We start from the raw sequence: 18,905 nt of genomic DNA, 5'->3' as shown, positions 1-18,905 counted from the left end.
CTGGCGGCCGGTGCCTCCTGTCGGGCCCACTGGGACCTCCACCGTCCCCGTCCAGGAGTCCGCCATGCGACCTGCCGACCCGTCCCGCGCCTCGCGCACGCTGTCCACCCACCTGGCCGTGTGCCTCGTCCTCGCCGGCCTGGTCCTGGCCGTCTCGTGCCTGCCCGCGGCCGGGCAGGCGCATCCGGCCGGCGCAGGCCTCGAGCGCGGGACCAACGTCTGGTACGGCCACGTCCTCGGGGGAGAGGGGGAGCGGTGGTACTGCGGTGACCCGTCCGCCGGGGGACGCTTCCTGCGCGAACCGTTCCACGAGCCGGGCACCGGCTACGGCACCGTCCAGCACACCACCGAGTGGACGCCCGCGTCCGACGGGGGCCGGCCGATGGCACCGGAGGCCGTGCGCACGATGGCTCATCTGCTCGCCACCCACGCCGCCACCGACGACGACCACACGGCGGCAGCTGCCGCCTGGGCGATCCGCACCTTGAGCGTCTCCGGTGGGGGCACGGGTGACCCCACCCCGGCCGGGGACGACCTCGCCGCAGCCGGTCAGGCGATGATCGACGACTCCACGGCCCGACGCGGCCCGTACGTCGTCACCCCGGTCCTGGAGGTCGGCCCGTCCGGCACGACGGCCACGGTGACTGACTACACCGCCCGCTCGAAGTCCACCGGCGTCGCCGTCGGGGGAGCACCCACGCTGGTCGTCGAGGGTCCTGCCGTGTTCGCCTCGACCGGCACCACGACGACCGTGGGTGACGGCTCACCGGTCGACCTGGTGTCGACCGGCACCGGTCCGGTCCGGGTGGTCGCGACCGTCACCGGCCTTCCGTCGGACCGGTTGGCGTTCCGGGTACCGGCCGACCCGTCGTTCCAGCGCATGCTCGTCGCCGGCCAGGTCGTCGACGTGACAGGGGCGGCGACGGGTGAGGTGCGGGGGTTCGACGACGCGGCCGTGACCCTGACGTCCACGATGCTGCTGGAGGGCAGCACGCCGCAGTTCCCGGTCTCGGGCGACGATCCCGCTGCCGTCTTCGCCGCCGCGGTCCAGCCCGGGGCGCGCGTGGTCGACGCCCTCTGGCTCGACGGCGCGCTGTGGCGAGAGGACCTCTCCGTGGGATTCACCGGCACCGTCACCGCCGAGCTGGTGCGCCTGCCACCGGCGGACGGCGCGGGTGCGGCCCAGGATCCACCGGTGGTGGCCACCGTCACGGTCGAGGTCGACACCACCGACGACGTCCACTGGGAGTCCACGGCCGACGGGGGCCGACGCACACGTCGCGACGCCCCGTACCTCACTCCCGCGGTGACGATCCCCGCGGACGCTCGGCCGGGTGAGCGGTTCAGCTGGCGCCTCGGGGTGCCGGAGTGGTCGGACGTGACCCACTTCGGGGTCGCCCGTCAGCCGGCGGTCGTGGTCGATGCCGGCGTCGTGACCGAGACCACCACGATCGACCGGGGGCGGCCGCGCTTCACCACGCAGGTCTCCTCCTCGACGGTGACCCTCGGTGAGTCGGTCAGCGACCACATCGCCGTGGCGGGCCTGTGGAGCGGCATCGACGGGCACGGGAGGCCGGCCGCGGTCGAGGTCGTCTGGGCCGTCCACGGACCGTACCCCCGGCGGCCCGACCTGACCGAGACGTGTGACCAGGCCCTGCTGGCAGGTCGCGGATCGATCATCGTCCATGGCGACGGTGAGATCGAGACGCCGGCCTTCACGCCCGCCGCACCCGGGTGGTACACGTTCGTCACCACGTCGGTGCAGACCGACCAGAACCACGCGGCCACCACGCCGTGCGGAGAGCCCGCCGAGACCTTCCGTGTCGACGCGCCCGTGGCAGCGGCACTGCCGCACGTGGGTGCCTCGGAGATGGTGGGGTGGCTCGCGGTGGCCTCGTGCGGCTGCTTCGGCGCCGGAGCCCTGCTCCTGAGGGTCGGGCGTCAGTGACGCTCCTCCAGGCCGACGGCGGCCCGCAGGCGGGCGGCTGCCTCGCGCAGGTCGGGGTCGGCCTCGCCGCGTGAGTCCATCAGGGCGGCGAGCGCCTCGGCGATGACGTTGAGCTTCTCCTGGGCCGCTTCCTCGGCCCGCCGGCTCGCGTTCTCCAGCAGGACGAGCAGCAGCAGCGACACGACGCTCGCCACCGTGTGGATCGCCACCTGCCACTGCTTGAGGTCGACCCACAGCGGCACGCTGGCGAACCACAGCACGACGACACCGGCGCACACGAAGAAGAACGGTGCCTGACTGACCCGCAGGTAGGCGCCCTCCACGAACCGGTCGAACGACGACCTGTCGTCGTCACTCAGGCGGGCGTCGGATGCCGAGTTGTCCATGGGTGCAACGTAGCCCGCGGTGCGGTGCAGGACCTCTTCCCGCCTTCGGTGAAAGATCCCCGATAATGCACATTATGTCAACTTGCGGAGATCCGACGGCAGGGGTCCGACCAGACCACGTCCCCTGCCGCCACCACCGCCGCCGTCCGCCCCGGCGCCTCCTGGTGGTGCCAGTACAGGTTGGTGTGGGCGATCACGTCGGCCGGCGGCGGCGCGCCCCAGTCGGTGAAGTCCTCCGTCGTGTGCGCGTCGCCGACGAGGGTCACGTCGTATCCGCGGGTGAAGGCGCCGTGGATCGTCGACCGGACGCAGGCATCGGTCTGCGCCCCGGCGACGACGAGCGATCCGACCTCGGCGGCAGCGAGCACCTGCTCCAGGTCGGTGGCCTCGAAGGCGTCACCGAACTGCTTGTGCACCGCCGGCTCGGACGCGCGCGGCCGCAGCTCGGGAACCCACTCCCACGCCGGACTCCCCCGGACGAGCTCGTCGTCGGCGTGCTGGACCCACACCACGGGCACGTCTGCCGCCCGCGCGCCGGCCACGAGGTCGGCGATGGTCCCGACGACCCGGTCCCGCTCGAACGCCTGTTCGACCACACCGTTCTGCACGTCCACCACGACCAGCGCGACAGCATGACGACCCGGCAACGCGCTCACGGTCTCTCCCCTCGGACGACGGGAACGAGCCTACGCCGCCGAGCGATCGAGCGGTGGCGTGGCGCGACCGAGGGCGGCAGGTGGGAGCGTTGCGCGGCGATGCTGTTGAACGGTGCTGCCGCATGGCCCGCCCCCTGCAGCAGCAGGAGTCCGGCGACGAGAGCGGCTCCCCCGCTGGCGTGGGTCGAGGCGAGGGCGGCCATGACCACGCACCACCCGGCGACGATGCACTCCAGCGTGTTGTGGCGGAGGGCGCGAGCGACCCCGAAGGTGCCGGCGCGGACCTTCGGGGTCCTGAGGAAGACCCCTTCCCGGGCCACGGCCGCCCTGGCCGAGGCCCGGGCCACGGTGATGCCGAGGGCCAACCACAACCCGAAGACTCCGACGGAGTCCCGCCAGCTCGTCCTGCCCACCCGGCGCACCGAGGCGATCGCGCGCAGGGAACCGATCGCGACGACGGCGACGACGGCCGCCAGCAGCACCCCGGACAGCCGGCGGACCAGCAGGTCCCCGCCGGTCGCGAGGTCGACGGCCGCGATGCTGAGGAAGCCGAGGAACGCGAGGGCCGCGAGGTCACCGAGCCACTGCAGTCCCCCGCTCACGTAGGCCCACCGTTGGGCCGGGGTCAGCCGGTTGGTCGCGCTCCTCGGGCCGGGGAGCAGCGACCGTCCGTGCATCCGCAGGATCTGCACGCCGCCGAAGCACCAGCGGTAGCGCTGGCGCTTGAGCGACTCGAAGGTCAGCGGCATGACCCCCTGTCCGTAGGCGCGATCGAGGTGGACTCCCCTGCCGCCCCGTCGGAGCAGGCGCAGGGAGAGCTCGGCGTCCTCGGTGATGCACCACTCGTCCCAGCCGCCCGCCGCCTCGAGCTCACTGCGCCGTACCAGTCCCATGGTGCCGCCGAAGATCGCTCCGTTGCGCTCGTTGCGTGACCGCTGTGAGACGGAGAAGAAGTACGCGTACGAGTGGTGGAGCCGGCGGAAGTACGACGACGCCCCGCTCCCCCGGTAGTCCTGCGGGGTCTGCACGAAGCTGACGTCGGAGAAGCCGAACCACGGGGCGCAGTCGGTCAGGAAGTCGGGGTCGACGAGATAGTCGGCGTCGACGACACCGATGACCTCTGCACGGTCGTCCGTACGGGTCAGGGCGTGGTTGAGAGCACCGCTCTTGTAGCCCGGCCAGTTCTCGAGGTGCACGAACGTCACCCGGTCCTGCCGGTCGCACCAGGACTGCACGGGGCGCCACAGGGCGGGGTCGGTGGTGTTGTTGTCGACCAGCAGGACCTCGTAGTCGTCGTAGTCCAGGTCGACCAGCCGCTGCAGCGTCTCGATCACCATCTCCGGCGGCTCCTGGTGCGTGGGCACGTGGATGCTGACGAAGGGGCGGACGGGACGGCCGTCCCGGCGGAGCTGGCGGGGGTCGCGGGTGGGCCGCCACCGGTGCCGGGCTGTGACGTCCACCAGCTCCCAGGCGCAGGCCAGGCCGATCAGCGCCACGAAGACCTCGACGCACCAGAGGGCCAGGCTCGCCGCTGTCGTCCACGGCCCCAGGTCCGCGGTCAGGGTCCACCGGAGCACCGCGGCGAGGTACAGGACCGTGGCGTCGACACTCAGCACCCACGCCACCGTCCCGGCAAGGGTCCAGTCGCGCCGCACCCAGCCCCAGGGAAGGAAGGACCACGCGACGACCGCACCGACCAGGACACCGTGCCGAGGGTCGTCGGTCCACCACGCGACCGGCACCGCGACCACCCCGGCCGTACCGCCGACAGCGATCGCGAGGCGCACCGCCGGCCTCAGCCGCGCCCGGGGCTCCGGGCCGAGCACCACGAGTCCCATGGCGACCACCAACCACACGAGCACCACCAGCACGGCCGGGGTCAGGGCTCCCCACGGGTCGTACATCAGGGGTCAGCCGTGGGCGGATCGGCTGGACATGGCCGAGATGCTAGCCGAGCACGGCCACGCCCCGAGGCCGATCAGGGCCTCCGTCCGTGTGAGCCCGGTCTCGCCGGGGAGCCCCGCGTGACTCCCCCGGTAACCTGGTCGGGAGGACATCATGGACGACCACCGGCGCCGCGCCGCCCACTACCGCTCCGACCCCGACAGCCTGGCTGACGAGGAGGCGGAGCAGGATCCTGCACGCGGGCGACGGGTCGAGGACACCGCGTTGTGGGTGGATCTGCAGATCCGTGCGGCGATCGAGCGCGGCGAGTTCGACGACCTGCCCCTCGCGGGCAAGCCGCTGCCGAACCTGACCACGACGCACGACCCCGACTGGTGGGTCAAGCAGCTGATCGAACGCGAACGCATCACCGGAGTGCTGCCTCCGGCGTTGCAGCTGCGCAAGGACGACGCAGTCCTCGACGACCTGCTCGACCGTCAGACCCGCGAGGAGTCGGTCCGGAGCCTCGTCGAGGAGTTCAACGCGCGCATCGTCGAGGCACGCCGCCAGCTGACGGGCGGCCCACCGGTCATCACTCCCCTGCGCGACGTCGAGGCCGAGGTGTCCGCCTGGCGGGAGCGCCGGCGCGCGGCCGTCGCCACGGCGCCCACCACGACCGACCGCCCGGTGGGACGCAGGTTCCTGCGTCGCCGGCGACGCGGGTAGCGGGGTGCCCGACGAGGCGGTCGAGGCAGTCGTCGACCTGGGATTCCGTGCCGACCTGCGCCGGAGCCTGGCCCTCCTGCGTCGCGGTTCGGCCGATCCGACGATGCGGGTCCTGCCCGACGGCACGACGTGGCGGACCTCGCGGATGGAGTCCGGTCCGGTGACCTACGCGCTCCGACAGGTCGGGCCGGACCGGATCAGTTGCTCGGCGTGGGGGCCGGGTGCCGCGGAGCTCGTCACCGGCATCCCCGACCTGCTGGGAGCCCGCGACGACCCGGACGGCTTCGTCCCGCGCCACCCGTTGCTGGTCGACGCGTTCCGGCGCTTCCCCGGGCTGCGCCCGCCCCGCACGGGCCGGGTCGTCGAGGCGCTCGTCCCGGCGATCATCGAGCAGAAGGTCGTCGGTCTCGATGCCTTCGCCGGGTGGCGACGCCTCCTCCTCCAGTACGGCACGCCCGCGCCCGGGCCCGCTCCGGCCGGGATGCGGGTGGTCCCGACCACCGAGGGGTGGCAGGCGATCGCGTCGTGGGACTGGCACCTGGCCGGGATCGACCCGCGCCGGGCGCGCACCGCGATGGGCTGCCTCCAGGTCGCGAACTCCCTCGAACGGCTCGGTCGCGACCCGGACCCCTCGGTGCTGTACCGCGGCCTGCGCAGCCTGCCCGGCGTCGGCGTGTGGACCGCCGCCGAGGTCGGAGCCCGGGCTCTCGGAGATGCCGATGCCGTGTCGATCGGCGACTACCACCTGCCGAAGGTCGTGGGGGTCCCCCTCACCGGCTCGCCCCTGCCCGAGGACCGGGTCGAGGAGTTCCTCGAGCCGTGGCGGCCCCACCGCTGGCGGGTCGTCCGTCTGCTCGAGCTCAGCCCGCTGGCCACCGCGCCCCGTCGAGGGCCCCGCATGTCACGGGTCGACCACCGCAGGATCTGACCGAGGGGCGAGCAGCCAGGCGGCCAGCGCCCCGCCGACTCCCCCGAACAGGTGACCCTCCCAGGAGACGCCCGGCGTCCCGGGCAACGCTCCCCACAGCACCCCGCCGTAGACGAGCAGGACGCCGACACCGATGAGGATCTGGCCCACGCTCCGGGTGAAGACCCCCCGGACGACCAGGTGAACGAGCCAGCCGAACACGAGGACGGAGGCACCCAGGTGGATCGTGTTCGAGCCGCCGACCACCCACGTGCCCAGTCCGCCCACGAGCCACACGACCGCCGTCACGGCGACCCACGTGCGCAGGCCCGACAGCAGCAGGAGGAATCCGAGCACGACCAACGGCAGCGTGTTGGCCACCAGGTGCCCCCAGCCGACGTGCAGGACCGGTGCGAACACGATCCCGAGCAGCCCCTCGTCGCTGCGTGGCCTCACCCCGAAGTCGTCCAGCGAGCCGCCGAGCAGCGTGTCGACCAGCTCGATCACGTAGAGGACCGCGACGAACGCCGCGATCACCGCCAGGGCGTCCAGCGCGACGGTACGTCGGCCGTCCGGCGCGGCCACTACTGGAACGGACCGACGTCGCCGGCGCCCTCGCGCAGCACCTGCGCATGACCGTCGGACAGGTCGACCACCGTGGTCGGACGACCGACCACCTCGTCGCCGGCGTCGACGACCGCCTCGATCCGGCCGTCCAGCGCCTCGGCGATCTCCCACGCGGTCGTCATCGGGTCGGTCTCGCCGGGCAGGATCAACGTCGACGACAGCAGCGGCTCCCCCAGTGCCGTGACCAGGGCCTGCGTCACGACGTGGTCGGGGATCCGTACCCCCACGGTGCGCTTCTTGGCCTGCAGCAGCCGCTTGGGCACCTCGCGGGTCGCGGGCAGGATGAACGTGTAGGGCCCCGGTGTGGCGGCCTTCACGGCCCGGAAGACGGCGTTGTCGACCTGCACCACGTGCCCCAGCTGGGCGAAGTCGTGGCAGACGAGCGTGAAGTGGTGCTTGTCGTCGAGGTCCCGGATCGAGCGGATGCGGGTCAACGCGTCGGCACTACCGATCTGGGCGCCGAGCGCGTAGCCCGAATCGGTCGGGTAGGCGATCAGCCCGCCGGAGCGGATGATCTCGACCGCCTGCTCGACGTTGCGCGCCTGCGGGTTCTCGGGATGGATGTCGATGAACCTGGCCATGGGACGAGCCTACGCGCCAGCATGCGGACAGCCACGGGGATGCGGGAACACGCGCCCTACGCTTGGGCGTTGCCACGAATGAATCCCGGAGCTGCGAGGAGGTCGACATGGACACGATGGGACTCGCCGAGCGCCGCGAGCGGCAACGGGAGCACGACCGCGCCCGCGACCAGCACCACGAGGACCGCGAGGCCGGCCTGCGACCCATCCGGTCGGCCGCCGAGCTGCGGGCCGTGGCCGACGACGCGGAGCAGCGGCTGGCCTCGGCCAGCACCGACGAGGTGCTCGCGTGGGTGGCCGAGGAGTTCGGCTACCGCACCGCGGTGGCCTGCTCGATGGCCGACGCCGTCCTGCCGGCCGTCGTGGCCGACCACCTGCCCTGGGTCGACACCCTGTTCCTCGACACCGGGTACCACTTCGCCGAGACGTTGGGCACCCGCGACGCCGTGGAGTCCAGCATGCGGCTGTCGATCGTCGACGTCCGCGCCACCCGCACCGTGGCCGAGCAGGACGCCGAGTTCGGGCCCGCGCTGCACGACCGCGACCCCGCCCTGTGCTGCCAGATGCGCAAGGTCGAGCCGCTCGCGGCGACCCTCGGCACCTACGAGGCCTGGATCACCGGCGTACGACGCGACGAGGGCCCCACCCGGGCGGACACCCCCCTGGTCGGCTGGGACGCGAAGAACCAGCTGGTCAAGATCAACCCGCTGGCAGCGTGGACCTTCGACGACGTGCTGGACTACGCCCGCGACCACCAGATCATCGTGAACCCGCTGGTCAACGACGGCTACCCGTCGATCGGCTGCGCCCCCTGCACCCGCCGGGTCGCCCCCGGGGAGGACCCGCGAGCCGGCCGCTGGGCCGGGATGGACAAGACCGAGTGCGGCCTGCACACCTGATCGACGAACCAGGACCCATGACCGATAACCCGAACCGCCGACTCACCCAGCTGCAGTGGCTGGAGTCCGAGTCGATCCACATCATCCGTGAAGTCGTCGCCGAGTTCGAGCGGCCCGTCCTGCTGTTCTCCGGCGGCAAGGACTCCGTCGTCATGCTGCACCTCGCGGTGAAGGCCTTCTGGCCGGCACCCGTGCCGTTCGCCGTGATGCACGTCGACACCGGGCACAACTTCCCGGAGGTGCTGCAGTTCCGCGACCGCACCGTCGATCGGCTCGGGCTCCGCCTCGAGGTCGCGAGCGTCCAGGACTACATCGAAGACGGCCGCCTGCGCGAGCGCAGCGACGGCACGCGCAACCAGCTGCAGACCCAGCCGCTGCTCGACGGCATCACCGCGGGCAGGTTCGACGCCGTCTTCGGCGGCGGACGGCGGGACGAGGAGAAGGCCCGGGCCAAGGAGCGGGTGTTCAGCCTGCGGGACGAGTTCGGTCAGTGGGACCCGCGCAACCAGCGTCCCGAGCTCTGGAACCTCTACAACGGCCGGCACCGCGCCGGAGAGCACGTGCGCGTGTTCCCCCTCAGCAACTGGACCGAGCTCGACGTCTGGCAGTACATCGGCCAGGAGAAGATCGACCTTCCGCCGTTGTACTACGCGCACGACCGCGAGGTCTTCGAGCGCGACGGCATGCTCGTGGCCGTCAGCGACGTCTCCCGTCCCCGCGACGGCGAGGTCGTCACGACCCGGCGGGTCCGCTACCGCACCGTGGGCGACATGTCGTGCACCGGCGCGGTGGCGAGCGACGCCGACACCGTCGAGGACGTCATCGTCGAGGTCGCCGCGACGCGCCTGACCGAGCGGGGCGCCACCCGCGCCGACGACCGGGCTTCCGAGGCCGCCATGGAGGATCGCAAGAAGGAAGGCTACTTCTGATGCGGACACTGCTGCGTCTGGCCACGGCCGGATCGGTCGACGACGGCAAGTCCACGCTGGTCGGCCGGCTGCTCTTCGACTCCAAGTCGGTCCTCGCCGACCAGTTCGACGCCGTCGAACGGGTCAGCCGTGACCGCGGGCTGGCCACGGCGGACCTCGCCCTGCTGACCGACGGTCTGCGGTCCGAGCGTGAGCAGGGCATCACCATCGACGTCGCCTACCGGTACTTCGCCACCGCCGAGCGGTCGTTCATCCTGGCCGACTGCCCGGGCCACGTGCAGTACACGCGCAACACCGTGACGGGCGCCAGCACCGCCGACGTCGTGGTGCTGCTCGTCGACGTGCGGCACGGGATCCAGGAGCAGACGCGGCGCCACCTCGCGGTGGCGTCCCTGCTGCGGGTCCCCCACGTCGTGGTGGTGGTCAACAAGATCGACCTGGTCGACTACGACCAGGCCACCTACGCGGCCGTCGCGGAGCAGGTCCTCGCTGCAGCGGGCGAGCTCGGGCTCACCGACGTGACCACCATCCCGGTGTCCGCCCTGGTGGGCGACAACGTGGTCGATCGGTCGGCGCACACCCCGTGGTACGACGGTCCGTGCCTGTTGGAGCACCTCGAGCAGCTCTCCCCCGTCGGCGACCCGCAGTCCGAACCGCTGCGCTTCCCGGTGCAGGTCGTCATCCGCCCGCAGAGCGCCGCGGACGAGCGGTTCCGTGACTACCGGGGCTACGCCGGGCAGATCGCGTCCGGTCTGGTCCGCGTCGGCGATCCCGTCACCGTGCTGCCCAGCGGGCGCACGACCACCGTCGCCGGCATCGACACCGCGGACGGCGAGCTGGCCGAGGCGTTCGCGCCGCAGTCGGTCACGCTGCGGCTGACCGACGACGTCGATGTCGCACGGGGCGACCTGGTCGTCACGTCCCGCAGCGTCCCCCGGCTGACCCAGGACATCGACGGCACCGTCGCGTGGCTGGCCGAGCACCCGCTGACCGCCGGGACGAAGGTGCTGCTCAAGCACGGCACCCGGACCGTGCAGGCCCTGGTGAGGAGCGTCGGCGGACGGCTCGACCTCGACACCGCCGACCTCGTGCCGTCGGACTCCCTGGGCCTCAACGACATCGGCCACGTGACCCTGCGGCTCGCCTCCACGATCCCGGCCGAGGAGTACCTCCACTCGCGCAGCACCGGGGCCTTCCTGCTGGTCGACGGCCAGGACGGCGGCACGCTCGCCGCCGGCATGGTGGGCGACGCCCTCCTGTCGTCGGTCGCGACGGGCTGAGACGTGAGCTTCCCGCTCACCCTGCACGTGTCGGGCCGCCGCGTCGTGGTGGTGGGTGGCGGTCTGGTCGCGACCCGGCGCGCCACCGCGCTGCTGCGCGCGGGCGCGGACGTCGTGGTCGTGTCACCGGAGGTGTCCGACACGCTGGCCGCCTCCATCGGCCGCAACGACATCGAGTGGCTGGCACGGAGCTACGACGACGGCGACCTCGACGGTGCCTGGCTCGTGCAGACCGCCACCGGTGATCCCGGGGTGGACGCCCGCGTGGCGGCCGAGGCCGAGCGTCGACAGATCTGGTGCCTGAAGGGCGGTGACCCCGACGCGTCGACGGCCTGGGCCCCGGCGGTCGCGCGGGTCGACGACGTGACGGTCGCGGTGAGCGGTGGCGGCGACGCCGGGCGTGCCGCGGCCCTGCGCGACGCGGTCGCCGCAGCGCTACAGAGCGGGGACCTGCCCCTGCGCCACCGGACCCATCACCCCGAGGGCTTCGTCGCCCTGGTCGGCGGAGGGCCCGGCGACGCCGACCTGCTGACCACCCGGGGCCGGCGGCTGCTGGCCCAGGCCGACGTGGTCGTGACCGACCGGCTGGGACCGGTGTCGGTGCTCGAGGAGCTCGCCCCCGACGTCGAGGTCGTCGACGTCGGCAAGATGCCGGACCACCATCCCGTGCCGCAGGACGAGATCAACCGGATCCTGGTCGACCGGGCCCGCCGGGGGCTGGTCGTGGTGCGGCTGAAGGGTGGCGACCCCTACGTCTTCGGTCGCGGCGGTGAGGAGCTGCAGGCGTGCGAGGCGGCCGGGGTGCGCGTCGAGGTCGTCCCCGGCGTCACGTCGGCGATCGGTGTCGCAGCGGCCGCGGGCATCCCGGTCACCCACCGGGGCGTCGCGCAGGGTTTCAGCGTGGTGACGGGTCACGAGGCGCTGGGCGAGCTGCCCTCCCGCGCCTCCCACACCATCGTGCTGCTGATGGGCGTCAGACGACTCGCCGACACGGCGGCCCAGCTGATCGCCGCCGGTCACGAGCCGACCACCCCGGCGGCCGTCATCGAGCGTGGCTGCACCCCCCATCAGCGGGTCACCACGGCCACGCTCGACCGCATCGCCGCCGAGGCGGCCGCGGTGGGCGTCGGGGCGCCCGCGATCACCGTGATCGGCGACGTGGTGGCCCTCTCCCCGCACTGGCGCTGATCAGCCGGCGTCCACCACGCGGCCGAGCTGTCGTCGGGCCTGCCACATCACCACGTGGTGCGCCGCGACGAACCCCGGACGCAGGATCCGTGAGGTGCGGCGCATCCACGGGCGCGTCACGGTGACGTCCCACTCCACGACGACGCGGCTCGTGCTGGGCGCGGTGGCGACCGCCGTGAGGACACCCCGACCGACGAGGTCGCCGTCGGCGCGGAACCGCATCGTCGCGGGCGGGGTGATCCGGAGGTCATGGACCCGGATCCGCAGGCGGTAGCCCAGGACGCTGCGGACGACGAGCTGCAGCGAGTCCTCGTCGGGCCGGCTGCTGGACACCGAGCGCCACCAGGCGGCCGGGTCGTCGGACTCGACCAGCTCGTTCAGCACGCCCCAGACGTGGTCCCGGTCGTGGTCGAAGGTCCACCGGGTGACGAAGGAGAAGTCCGCCGGGGTCACGGGTCCCGCGTGCGGCGCAACCAGGCCAGACCGACCACCGGCAGCACCAGGGGGATGAACAGGTAGCCGGCGCCGAAGTCCGACCAGACCGTGGCGTCGGGGAACAGGTCGTCGTCGACCACCGTGAGCAGCCCCACGCCGAGCACTCCCGCCAGCTCGAAGCCGACGGTGGCCAGGGCCGCCCGGCGTCGGTCGGTGGCCAGGGCCCAGGTGGCCGCGACGTACACGACCCCGGCGACCGCCGACAGCGAGTACGCGACCGGAGCCTCGCCGGCCCTCGTCGAGAGCTGGTAGATCGACCGGGAGGCCGCGGCCACGGCGAACACTCCGTACACCGCGACGAGGGCGCGACCGAATCCCGCGGACGTGGGCTCAGACATAGCGGCCCTGCCAGATGCCGAGCAGCCGGATCGTGAGGACCGAGACGGTCAGCATCGCGACCACCACCACGCCGGTCCCCCACCGGGACTTCTCCGCGATGCCCCAGACCACCGCGGCGGGAGGGATCACGACGACGGTGACCAGGTAGGAGATGAACAGACCACCCTCGACGTCGCGCTCCGTACGGCCGAGGGCGATCGATCCCCCGACCAGCAGCGCGATCAGGACGATCTGGAGGACGCCGGCGGCGTAGAAGAGCGGGTTGCTGAACGGTTCGTCCCGCAGGGTGTGCCACGCGGCGAACAGGGCCACGGCCAGCGCCAGCGCAGCCACGCCGTAGGCGATCGGATCGTTCACGCAGGTCCTTCGAGGCTCTCCCCGGCTCCGGGGTGCGACGCCTCCCCTCGGGGGGGCGTCGCCGACAGGATGTCCGCCACGGAGTCTTTCACGAAGTCGTTCCAGGTCGACACACGGCGGAACATGAAGTGACCGGCGCCCGGCAGGGACTCCCACGAGGCGCTCGCCGCCAGGGGCCTGGCCCGCTCGACGAACTCGCGGGACAGGGGCGCCGAGGTCCACCGGTCGCGGCTGCCGTGGATGACCCGGAGGTGCCGGTCCTGCAGGGCGCCCACCGGCTCGTCCTCGGGCAGCCACGGCGCGAGGCCGACGACCCCGACGACGGCCGGGTGGTCGGCCACCCGGCAGGCGGTGCGACCCCCCATCGAGTGGCCCACGATGACGACCGGCACGTCCACGTGCTGCTCGGCGAGGAGGTCGAGGGTCTCCCGCGCGTCACGGACCGGCGACGGCGAGGTGAGGTCGTTCCAGCCGCGTTCCCGGTACTGCAGCAGGTGGGTGGCGAGGTGCTCCTGCTCCGCCCACCCGCGCAGCCGCTTGGTCATGGCGGCGATCCGCCACCAGCTGGCGTGCTTGTCCTCGACCGCCTCGCGGTTCTCCTGCTGCCCCCCGTGCAGGAACAGCACGGCCGCACGAGGACGGTCGGGAGAGGCGTAGGGGTCGATCCGCAGGGGTGTCACGGCGCCATGCTCACATGCGGGCCATCACGGTGCACGTCGAAACGCCCCGGAAACGTAGGATGTGAGCACGGTCGCAGGATCTTCCTCGCACCAGCCACCCATCCTTGACGAAGGCAGCCGCGAATGACTCGTAGAAGACTCTTCGGAAAGGTGGGCGACGTGAGCGAAACGGCACCCCGTGCACTGAGCTCGGTGCCACAGGCCGCACCGGTCGTCGACCTCGACGACCTGCTGGTCCAGGTGGCCCGTGGCGACGAGAACGCGTTCGCCGCCTTGTACGACGCCCTGTCGTCATCGGTCTTCGGACTCGCCCGACGTGTCGTCCGCAATCCCGCCCGAGCCGAGGAGGTGAGTCAGGAGGTGTTCATGCAGGTGTGGCAGACCGCCGGTCGTTTCGACCCGGCGCGAGGCAAGGCCAAGTCGTGGGTGCTGACCCTGGCCCACCGGCGAGCCGTCGACGCCGTCCGGCACGACCAGGCCGCCACCGACCGCGAGAACGCCTACGACTGGAGCGCCGGACCCGACCACGACCAGGTCACCGACCAGGTCATGGTCAAGTTCGAGCACGAACAGGTGCGCCGGTGCATGCAGAGTCTCACTGACCTCCAGCGCGAGGCCGTCAACCTCGCGTACTTCCAGGGCTACACCTACGCCGAGGTCGCCACGCTCCTGGAAGCGAACCCGGCGACCGTCAAGACCAGAATGCGGGACGGACTCGTCCGCCTGCGCGATTGCATGGGAGTGAGCGCATGAGTGCCGACATCCACGCGCTCCTCGCTCCGTACGCGCTCGATGCCCTCGACGCCGACGAGCGAGCGCGTTTCGAGAGCCACCTCGACGGTTGCCCGTCGTGCCTGGACGAGCTGGGAGGGTTCCTCGAGACGGCCGTCCGTCTCGCCGACTCCTCCCCCGTCTCGGCACCCGACGCGCTGCGGGAGCGTCTCCTGACCCAGATCGCGGCCACGCCGCAGGAGCGGCCCACCGTGGTCGGACTCCGGTCGCGTCGCGTGCCGGCGTTCCTGCCCCGGCTCGCCGTGGCTGCGGCGCTGCTGGTGGCCGCGGGCACCGGTACGGCGTACGTGATGGAGCACGAGGAGGTCGTCGAGATCCGTGCCGAGCAGTCCCGGTACGAGCAGATCATGACGGCCCAGGACAGCGCCGAGACCGTGGCCCGGCTCGACGACGGCACCTCGGTGCGCATGATCCACTCCACTCGGGCCGACGCTGCGCTGCTGGTCGTCAAGGACCTGCCGACCATCGAGGACGGCTCGTACCAGCTGTGGGCGCTGAAGGGCAACACCGCGGTGTCCCAGGGCGTCTTCGACGACTCCTCGGTGCTGCTGGTGGAGGACATCGGCGACGCCGACCGGGTCGCGATCACCGTGGAGCCGCGCGGAGGTTCCGACCGGCCGACCACGGCGCCGATCGCGTCGATGGACGTCTGACCCCCGCACGACCGTGCCCAGTCCGCTCGTCCTGATCTGCCCTGCCATGGCGGTGCCGTCGGGGTTCTACCGCCCAGTGGTGGAGAGCTTCGAACGGCACGGCTGGGAGGCGGTCGCCCTGCCGCGGCGTGGGTTCGAGCACTGCACCCCACGGGCGTCACGGCAGCAGGACTGGTCCTACGACGACGAGATCGCCGTGGTGGCGGAGGCCGTGGCCGACCACCGGGCCGCCGATCCGGACCGCCCGATCATCCTGCTCGGCCACAGTCTCGGCGCGCAGCTGGCGGTGGCGCACGACCTGCAGCGACTCCCCAGCGACGGCCTCGTCCTGGTCGGGGCCTCCGTCCCGCACTTTCGCCGGTATCCGTTCGGCGGGCTCCCGGTGCTCGCCATGGCCCTGGCGGTGCGCCCCCTCACGAGCGCCTTCGGATTCGTCCCCCGGCCGGCCTTCGGGGGGCCCGGCGCCACCACCCTCATGCGGCAGTGGGCGCGCTGGGCGGTCACGGGCCGGCCGCCCTTCGCCGTTCCCCGCCGGGTCACGACGCCGTCGCTGGTGGTGAAGCTGCAGGGTGACGCCTACGCCGTGTCCGCCTCGACCGACGCGTTCGTCGACCAGTTCCTCGAACCGGCCTCCACGACCCGCTCGACCTACCTGCGCAGCGAGGCACCGGACGGCGGCACCACCGAGCACGTCGGGTGGGTCCGGACGCCGGACCCGGTCGTCGAGCGGGTCACCCGCTGGTGGGAGCCCGCCCTCAGCTCTCGCTGAACGCCTCGATCGGAGGGCAGCTGCACGTCAGGTTGCGGTCACCGTAGGCCTGGTCGATCCGGCCCACCGGCGGCCAGTACTTGTCGTCGGTCGAACCGGCGGGGAACACCCCGTCGGCGACCGAGTACGGGTGCGACCACTCCAGCAGCTCACGCGCCGTGTGGGGCGCGTTGACCAGCACGTTGTCGTCGGGGTCGAGGTCCCCGGCGACCAGCTGGTCGATCTCCGCCCGGATGGCCAGCATCGCGTCGCAGAACCGGTCGAGCTCGGCCAGGTCCTCGGACTCGGTGGGCTCGATCATCAACGTCCCCGGCACGGGGAAGCTCATCGTCGGAGCGTGGAACCCGTAGTCGATGAGTCGTTTGGCCACGTCGTCGATCGTCAGTCCGGCGGACTTGGTCAGACCGCGCAGGTCGAGGATGCACTCGTGGGCGACCAGCCCGCCGGCTCCGGTGTACAGCACCGGGTAGGCGTCCCGGAGCCGCGCGGCCACGTAGTTGGCCGACAGGACGGCGACCGAGGTCGCCTCGGTGAGTCCGTCCGCACCCATCATCTCGATGTAGGCGTACGGGATCGGCAGGATCCCGGCCGAGCCGAACGGGGCCGCGCTGATGGCGCCGATGCCCTCACGCCGCTCCGGGTCCGGGTGCAGCGGGTGTGACGGCAGGAAGGGCAGCAGGTGCGCAGCCACGGCCACCGGGCCCACCCCGGGCCCACCGCCGCCGTGCGGGATGCAGAACGTCTTGTGCAGGTTCAGGTGGGACACGTCACCGCCGAACTCGCCCGGGCGGGCGTGCCCGACCAGGGCGTTCAGGTTCGCGCCGTCGACGTACACCTGCCCACCGTGTGCGTGCACCACCTCGCACAGCTCGGTGATGCCGTGCTCGTACACCCCGTGGGTCGACGGGTAGGTCACCATGATGGCGGCCAGGTCGTCGGCGTGCTTCTCGCACTGGGCCCGGAGGTCGTCCAGGTCGACCTCGCCGTCGTCGGTCGACCGGACGACCACGACGCTCATGCCGGCCATGACCGCTGACGCCGCGTTGGTGCCGTGGGCCGAGCTCGGGATGAGGCAGACCGTACGACCCACGTCACCGCGGCTGCGGTGGTAGGCGCGGATCGCCAACAGGCCGGCGAGCTCACCCTGCGAGCCCGCATTCGGCTGGATCGAGACCCCGGCGTAGCCGGTGACCGACGCGAGCCAGGACTCCAGGCGGTCGATGAGGGTGATGTAGCCCCGGGCGTCCTCGGCCGGGACGAACGGGTGCAGGTCGGCGAATCCGGGGTAGCTGATCGGCTCCATCTCCGCGGTGGCGTTGAGCTTCATCGTGCAGGACCCCAACGGGATCATGCCGCGGTCGAGCGCGTAGTCACGGTCGCTCAGCTTCTTGAGGTACCGCAGCATCTGGGTCTCACTGCGGTGGTCGGAGAACACCGGGTGGGTCAGGATGCGATCGGTCCGCAGCAGGGTCTCGGGCAGCCTCGACGCACCGGAGGCCGGCGCGCCGGGCACCCCGAAGGCCGACCAGACCGACTCGAGGTCGGCATCGGTCGTGGTCTCGGCCGTGGTGACACCGACGTGGTCGGCGTCGACGAGCCGGAGGTGGACCCCGGCCCGCCGGGCCGCGGCGACCACCTGGTCGGCGCGGCCGGGCACGCGGGCCACGACCGTGTCGAAGAACTCCGCAGACACCAGGTCGATGCCGCCGGCGGAGAGACCGTCGGCCAGCCGGGCGGCCCGGGCATGGGTGTGCTCGGCGATCTGCCGCAGCCCTTCCGCACCGTGGTAGACCGCATACATCGACGCGGTCACGGCCAGCAGCACCTGGGCGGTGCAGATGTTCGACGTCGCCTTCTCGCGGCGGATGTGCTGCTCCCTCGTCTGCAGGGCCAGGCGGTACGCGGGTCGGCCGGCGCCGTCGACCGACACGCCGACGAGACGACCCGGCAGGTGTCGCTCCAGGCCGGCGCGCACGGCCATGTACCCCGCGTGCGGGCCACCGTAGAACATCGGCACCCCGAAACGCTGGCTCGACCCGACCGCAACGTCGGCGCCCAGCGAGCCGGGCGAGGCCAGGAGGACCAGGGCGAGCGGATCGGCCACGACCACCGCGAGACCACCGGCGGCGTGCGTCGCCTCGATCACGTCCCGCGGGTCGGTGACCGCCCCGTCGCTGCGCGGGTAGGCGATGATCGCGCCGCCGCAGTCCTGCACGGGGAGCCCGTCGCGCAGGTCCGCCATCACCAGGTCGATGCCGAGGGCCTCGGCCCGGGTCGCGATGACGGCGATCGTCTGAGGATGCAGACCCTCGTCGACCACCACCGGCGCATCGTCACGTCCGCGCACGGCCCGCCGGATCAGCGTCATCGCCTCGGCGGCCGCGGTTCCCTCGTCGAGCAGCGAGGAGTTCGCCGTCGGCAGCCCCGTGAGGTCGCCGACCATCGTCTGGTAGTTGAGCAGCGCCTCCAGGCGACCCTGCGAGATCTCCGGCTGGTAGGGCGTGTAGGCGGTGTACCAGGACGGATCTTCCAGCACGTTGCGCCGGATGACCGGCGGCGTGACCGTCGGGTGGTAGCCCAGACCGATCATCGCGACCCCGGGCACGTTCTGCGCCGCCAGCTCGCGCAGGCCCAGCAGCGTGTCCTGCTCGGACGTCCCCACCGCGTCCAGATCGACCTCACCGGCCGTGCGGATGCCGGCGGGCACCGCGGCCCTCATCATGGCGTCGAGGCTGTCATGACCGACGCGGCGGACCATGGCGTCGACGTCGCGGGCGGTGGGGCCGATGTGGCGGTTGACGAACGGTGT

General features: G+C 72.3%; 20 protein-coding genes. 10 read left to right on the top strand and 10 right to left on the bottom strand.

Features of this window, described 5'->3' with window-relative positions:
• Positions 1-64 precede the first annotated feature (64 nt).
• Entirely contained in the window at positions 65-1,948 is a 1,884-nt protein-coding gene (locus tag HMPREF0063_RS05955; protein ID WP_007077748.1) for a hypothetical protein, read from the top strand.
• Here the strand turns inward: HMPREF0063_RS05955 and HMPREF0063_RS05950 are convergent.
• From HMPREF0063_RS05950 to HMPREF0063_RS15700, 3 genes are all read right to left on the bottom strand, one after another.
• On the bottom strand, positions 1,942-2,334 hold the full coding sequence (locus HMPREF0063_RS05950; RefSeq protein ID WP_007077747.1) for a low affinity iron permease family protein: 393 nt from the start codon (positions 2,332-2,334) through the stop codon (positions 1,942-1,944). The two genes, HMPREF0063_RS05955 and HMPREF0063_RS05950, sit on opposite strands and share 7 nt — an antisense overlap.
• Before the next feature lie 77 nt (positions 2,335-2,411).
• Positions 2,412-2,990: an isochorismatase family protein gene (locus HMPREF0063_RS05945; protein ID WP_007077746.1), complete on the bottom strand. Its 579-nt coding sequence runs from the start codon at positions 2,988-2,990 to the stop codon at positions 2,412-2,414.
• Complete coding sequence (locus tag HMPREF0063_RS15700; RefSeq protein ID WP_007077745.1) at positions 2,987-4,894, bottom strand: glycosyltransferase family 2 protein; 1,908 nt, start codon at positions 4,892-4,894, stop codon at positions 2,987-2,989. Before HMPREF0063_RS15700 ends, HMPREF0063_RS05945 begins: the two co-directional genes overlap by 4 nt.
• Positions 4,895-5,048: 154 nt before the next feature.
• Between HMPREF0063_RS15700 and HMPREF0063_RS05935 the strand changes: the two genes are divergently transcribed.
• Together HMPREF0063_RS05935 and HMPREF0063_RS05930 are read left to right on the top strand one after the other, a co-directional pair.
• The gene (locus tag HMPREF0063_RS05935) at positions 5,049-5,600 is read left to right on the top strand and encodes a DnaJ family domain-containing protein (protein ID WP_007077744.1); all 552 of its coding nucleotides are present in this window, start codon (positions 5,049-5,051) and stop codon (positions 5,598-5,600) included.
• Between the two features lie 4 nt (positions 5,601-5,604).
• Positions 5,605-6,528, top strand: a complete 924-nt coding sequence (locus HMPREF0063_RS05930; protein ID WP_007077743.1) for a DNA-3-methyladenine glycosylase family protein — start codon at positions 5,605-5,607, stop codon at positions 6,526-6,528.
• On the opposite strand, the gene HMPREF0063_RS05925 is transcribed toward HMPREF0063_RS05930, so the two are convergent.
• Positions 6,502-7,092 (bottom strand): rhomboid family intramembrane serine protease, encoded by a 591-nt coding sequence (locus HMPREF0063_RS05925; RefSeq protein ID WP_007077742.1) that lies wholly within the window; start codon positions 7,090-7,092, stop codon positions 6,502-6,504. The two genes, HMPREF0063_RS05930 and HMPREF0063_RS05925, sit on opposite strands and share 27 nt — an antisense overlap.
• Positions 7,092-7,715: an L-threonylcarbamoyladenylate synthase gene (locus tag HMPREF0063_RS05920; protein ID WP_007077741.1), complete on the bottom strand. Its 624-nt coding sequence runs from the start codon at positions 7,713-7,715 to the stop codon at positions 7,092-7,094. Before HMPREF0063_RS05920 ends, HMPREF0063_RS05925 begins: the two co-directional genes overlap by 1 nt.
• Positions 7,716-7,822: 107 nt before the next feature.
• Between HMPREF0063_RS05920 and HMPREF0063_RS05915 the strand changes: the two genes are divergently transcribed.
• Genes HMPREF0063_RS05915 through cobA form a run of 4 tightly spaced genes read left to right on the top strand, consistent with a single transcriptional unit; the run spans position 7,823 to position 12,011 of the window.
• Positions 7,823-8,614 carry a phosphoadenylyl-sulfate reductase gene (locus HMPREF0063_RS05915; RefSeq protein ID WP_007077740.1) on the top strand — a complete coding sequence of 264 codons (792 nt, stop codon included), beginning with the start codon at positions 7,823-7,825 and terminating at the stop codon, positions 8,612-8,614.
• Positions 8,615-8,631: 17 nt separating this feature from the next.
• Complete coding sequence (cysD, locus tag HMPREF0063_RS05910; protein ID WP_040320131.1) at positions 8,632-9,543, top strand: sulfate adenylyltransferase subunit CysD; 912 nt, start codon at positions 8,632-8,634, stop codon at positions 9,541-9,543.
• Complete coding sequence (locus tag HMPREF0063_RS05905) at positions 9,543-10,823, top strand: sulfate adenylyltransferase subunit 1 (protein ID WP_007077738.1); 1,281 nt, start codon at positions 9,543-9,545, stop codon at positions 10,821-10,823. The genes cysD and HMPREF0063_RS05905 overlap by 1 nt, the downstream gene beginning before the upstream one ends.
• Positions 10,824-10,826: 3 nt before the next feature.
• Positions 10,827-12,011, top strand: coding sequence for a uroporphyrinogen-III C-methyltransferase (gene cobA / locus HMPREF0063_RS05900; protein WP_007077737.1), 1,185 nt, complete (start codon positions 10,827-10,829; stop codon positions 12,009-12,011).
• Here the strand turns inward: cobA and HMPREF0063_RS15695 are convergent, their stop codons facing one another.
• From HMPREF0063_RS15695 to HMPREF0063_RS05880, 4 genes are read right to left on the bottom strand one after another with little or no spacing between them, the layout of a single operon-like run.
• A complete protein-coding gene (locus tag HMPREF0063_RS15695) occupies positions 12,012-12,464 on the bottom strand; it encodes an SRPBCC family protein (protein ID WP_007077736.1) in 453 nt (150 codons plus the stop codon).
• Positions 12,461-12,844: a hypothetical protein gene (locus HMPREF0063_RS05890; RefSeq protein WP_007077735.1), complete on the bottom strand. Its 384-nt coding sequence runs from the start codon at positions 12,842-12,844 to the stop codon at positions 12,461-12,463. Before HMPREF0063_RS05890 ends, HMPREF0063_RS15695 begins: the two co-directional genes overlap by 4 nt.
• Entirely contained in the window at positions 12,837-13,202 is a 366-nt protein-coding gene (locus HMPREF0063_RS05885; protein ID WP_007077734.1) for a hypothetical protein, read from the bottom strand. The genes HMPREF0063_RS05890 and HMPREF0063_RS05885 overlap by 8 nt, the downstream gene beginning before the upstream one ends.
• Complete coding sequence (locus HMPREF0063_RS05880) at positions 13,199-13,882, bottom strand: alpha/beta hydrolase (protein ID WP_007077733.1); 684 nt, start codon at positions 13,880-13,882, stop codon at positions 13,199-13,201. The genes HMPREF0063_RS05885 and HMPREF0063_RS05880 overlap by 4 nt, the downstream gene beginning before the upstream one ends.
• Positions 13,883-14,041: 159 nt before the next feature.
• Here HMPREF0063_RS05880 and sigK point away from each other — a divergent pair, with 159 nt between their 5' ends.
• Genes sigK through HMPREF0063_RS05865 form a run of 3 tightly spaced genes read left to right on the top strand, consistent with a single transcriptional unit; the run spans position 14,042 to position 16,096 of the window.
• Positions 14,042-14,635, top strand: coding sequence for an ECF RNA polymerase sigma factor SigK (gene sigK / locus HMPREF0063_RS05875; RefSeq protein ID WP_245527739.1), 594 nt, complete (start codon positions 14,042-14,044; stop codon positions 14,633-14,635).
• Entirely contained in the window at positions 14,632-15,327 is a 696-nt protein-coding gene (locus tag HMPREF0063_RS15690; RefSeq protein WP_007077731.1) for an anti-sigma factor, read from the top strand. Before sigK ends, HMPREF0063_RS15690 begins: the two co-directional genes overlap by 4 nt.
• A gap of 46 nt (positions 15,328-15,373) precedes the next feature.
• Complete coding sequence (locus HMPREF0063_RS05865; protein WP_007077730.1) at positions 15,374-16,096, top strand: alpha/beta fold hydrolase; 723 nt, start codon at positions 15,374-15,376, stop codon at positions 16,094-16,096.
• Here the strand turns inward: HMPREF0063_RS05865 and gcvP are convergent.
• Entirely contained in the window at positions 16,083-18,854 is a 2,772-nt protein-coding gene (gcvP, locus tag HMPREF0063_RS05860; RefSeq protein ID WP_245527753.1) for an aminomethyl-transferring glycine dehydrogenase, read from the bottom strand. The two genes, HMPREF0063_RS05865 and gcvP, sit on opposite strands and share 14 nt — an antisense overlap.
• Between the last annotated feature and the right edge of the window lie 51 nt (positions 18,855-18,905).

The organism is Aeromicrobium marinum DSM 15272 (assembly GCF_000160775.2).
GTDB lineage: Bacteria > Actinomycetota > Actinomycetes > Propionibacteriales > Nocardioidaceae > Aeromicrobium > Aeromicrobium marinum.
This window is presented reverse-complemented; position numbering and strand designations above follow the sequence as displayed.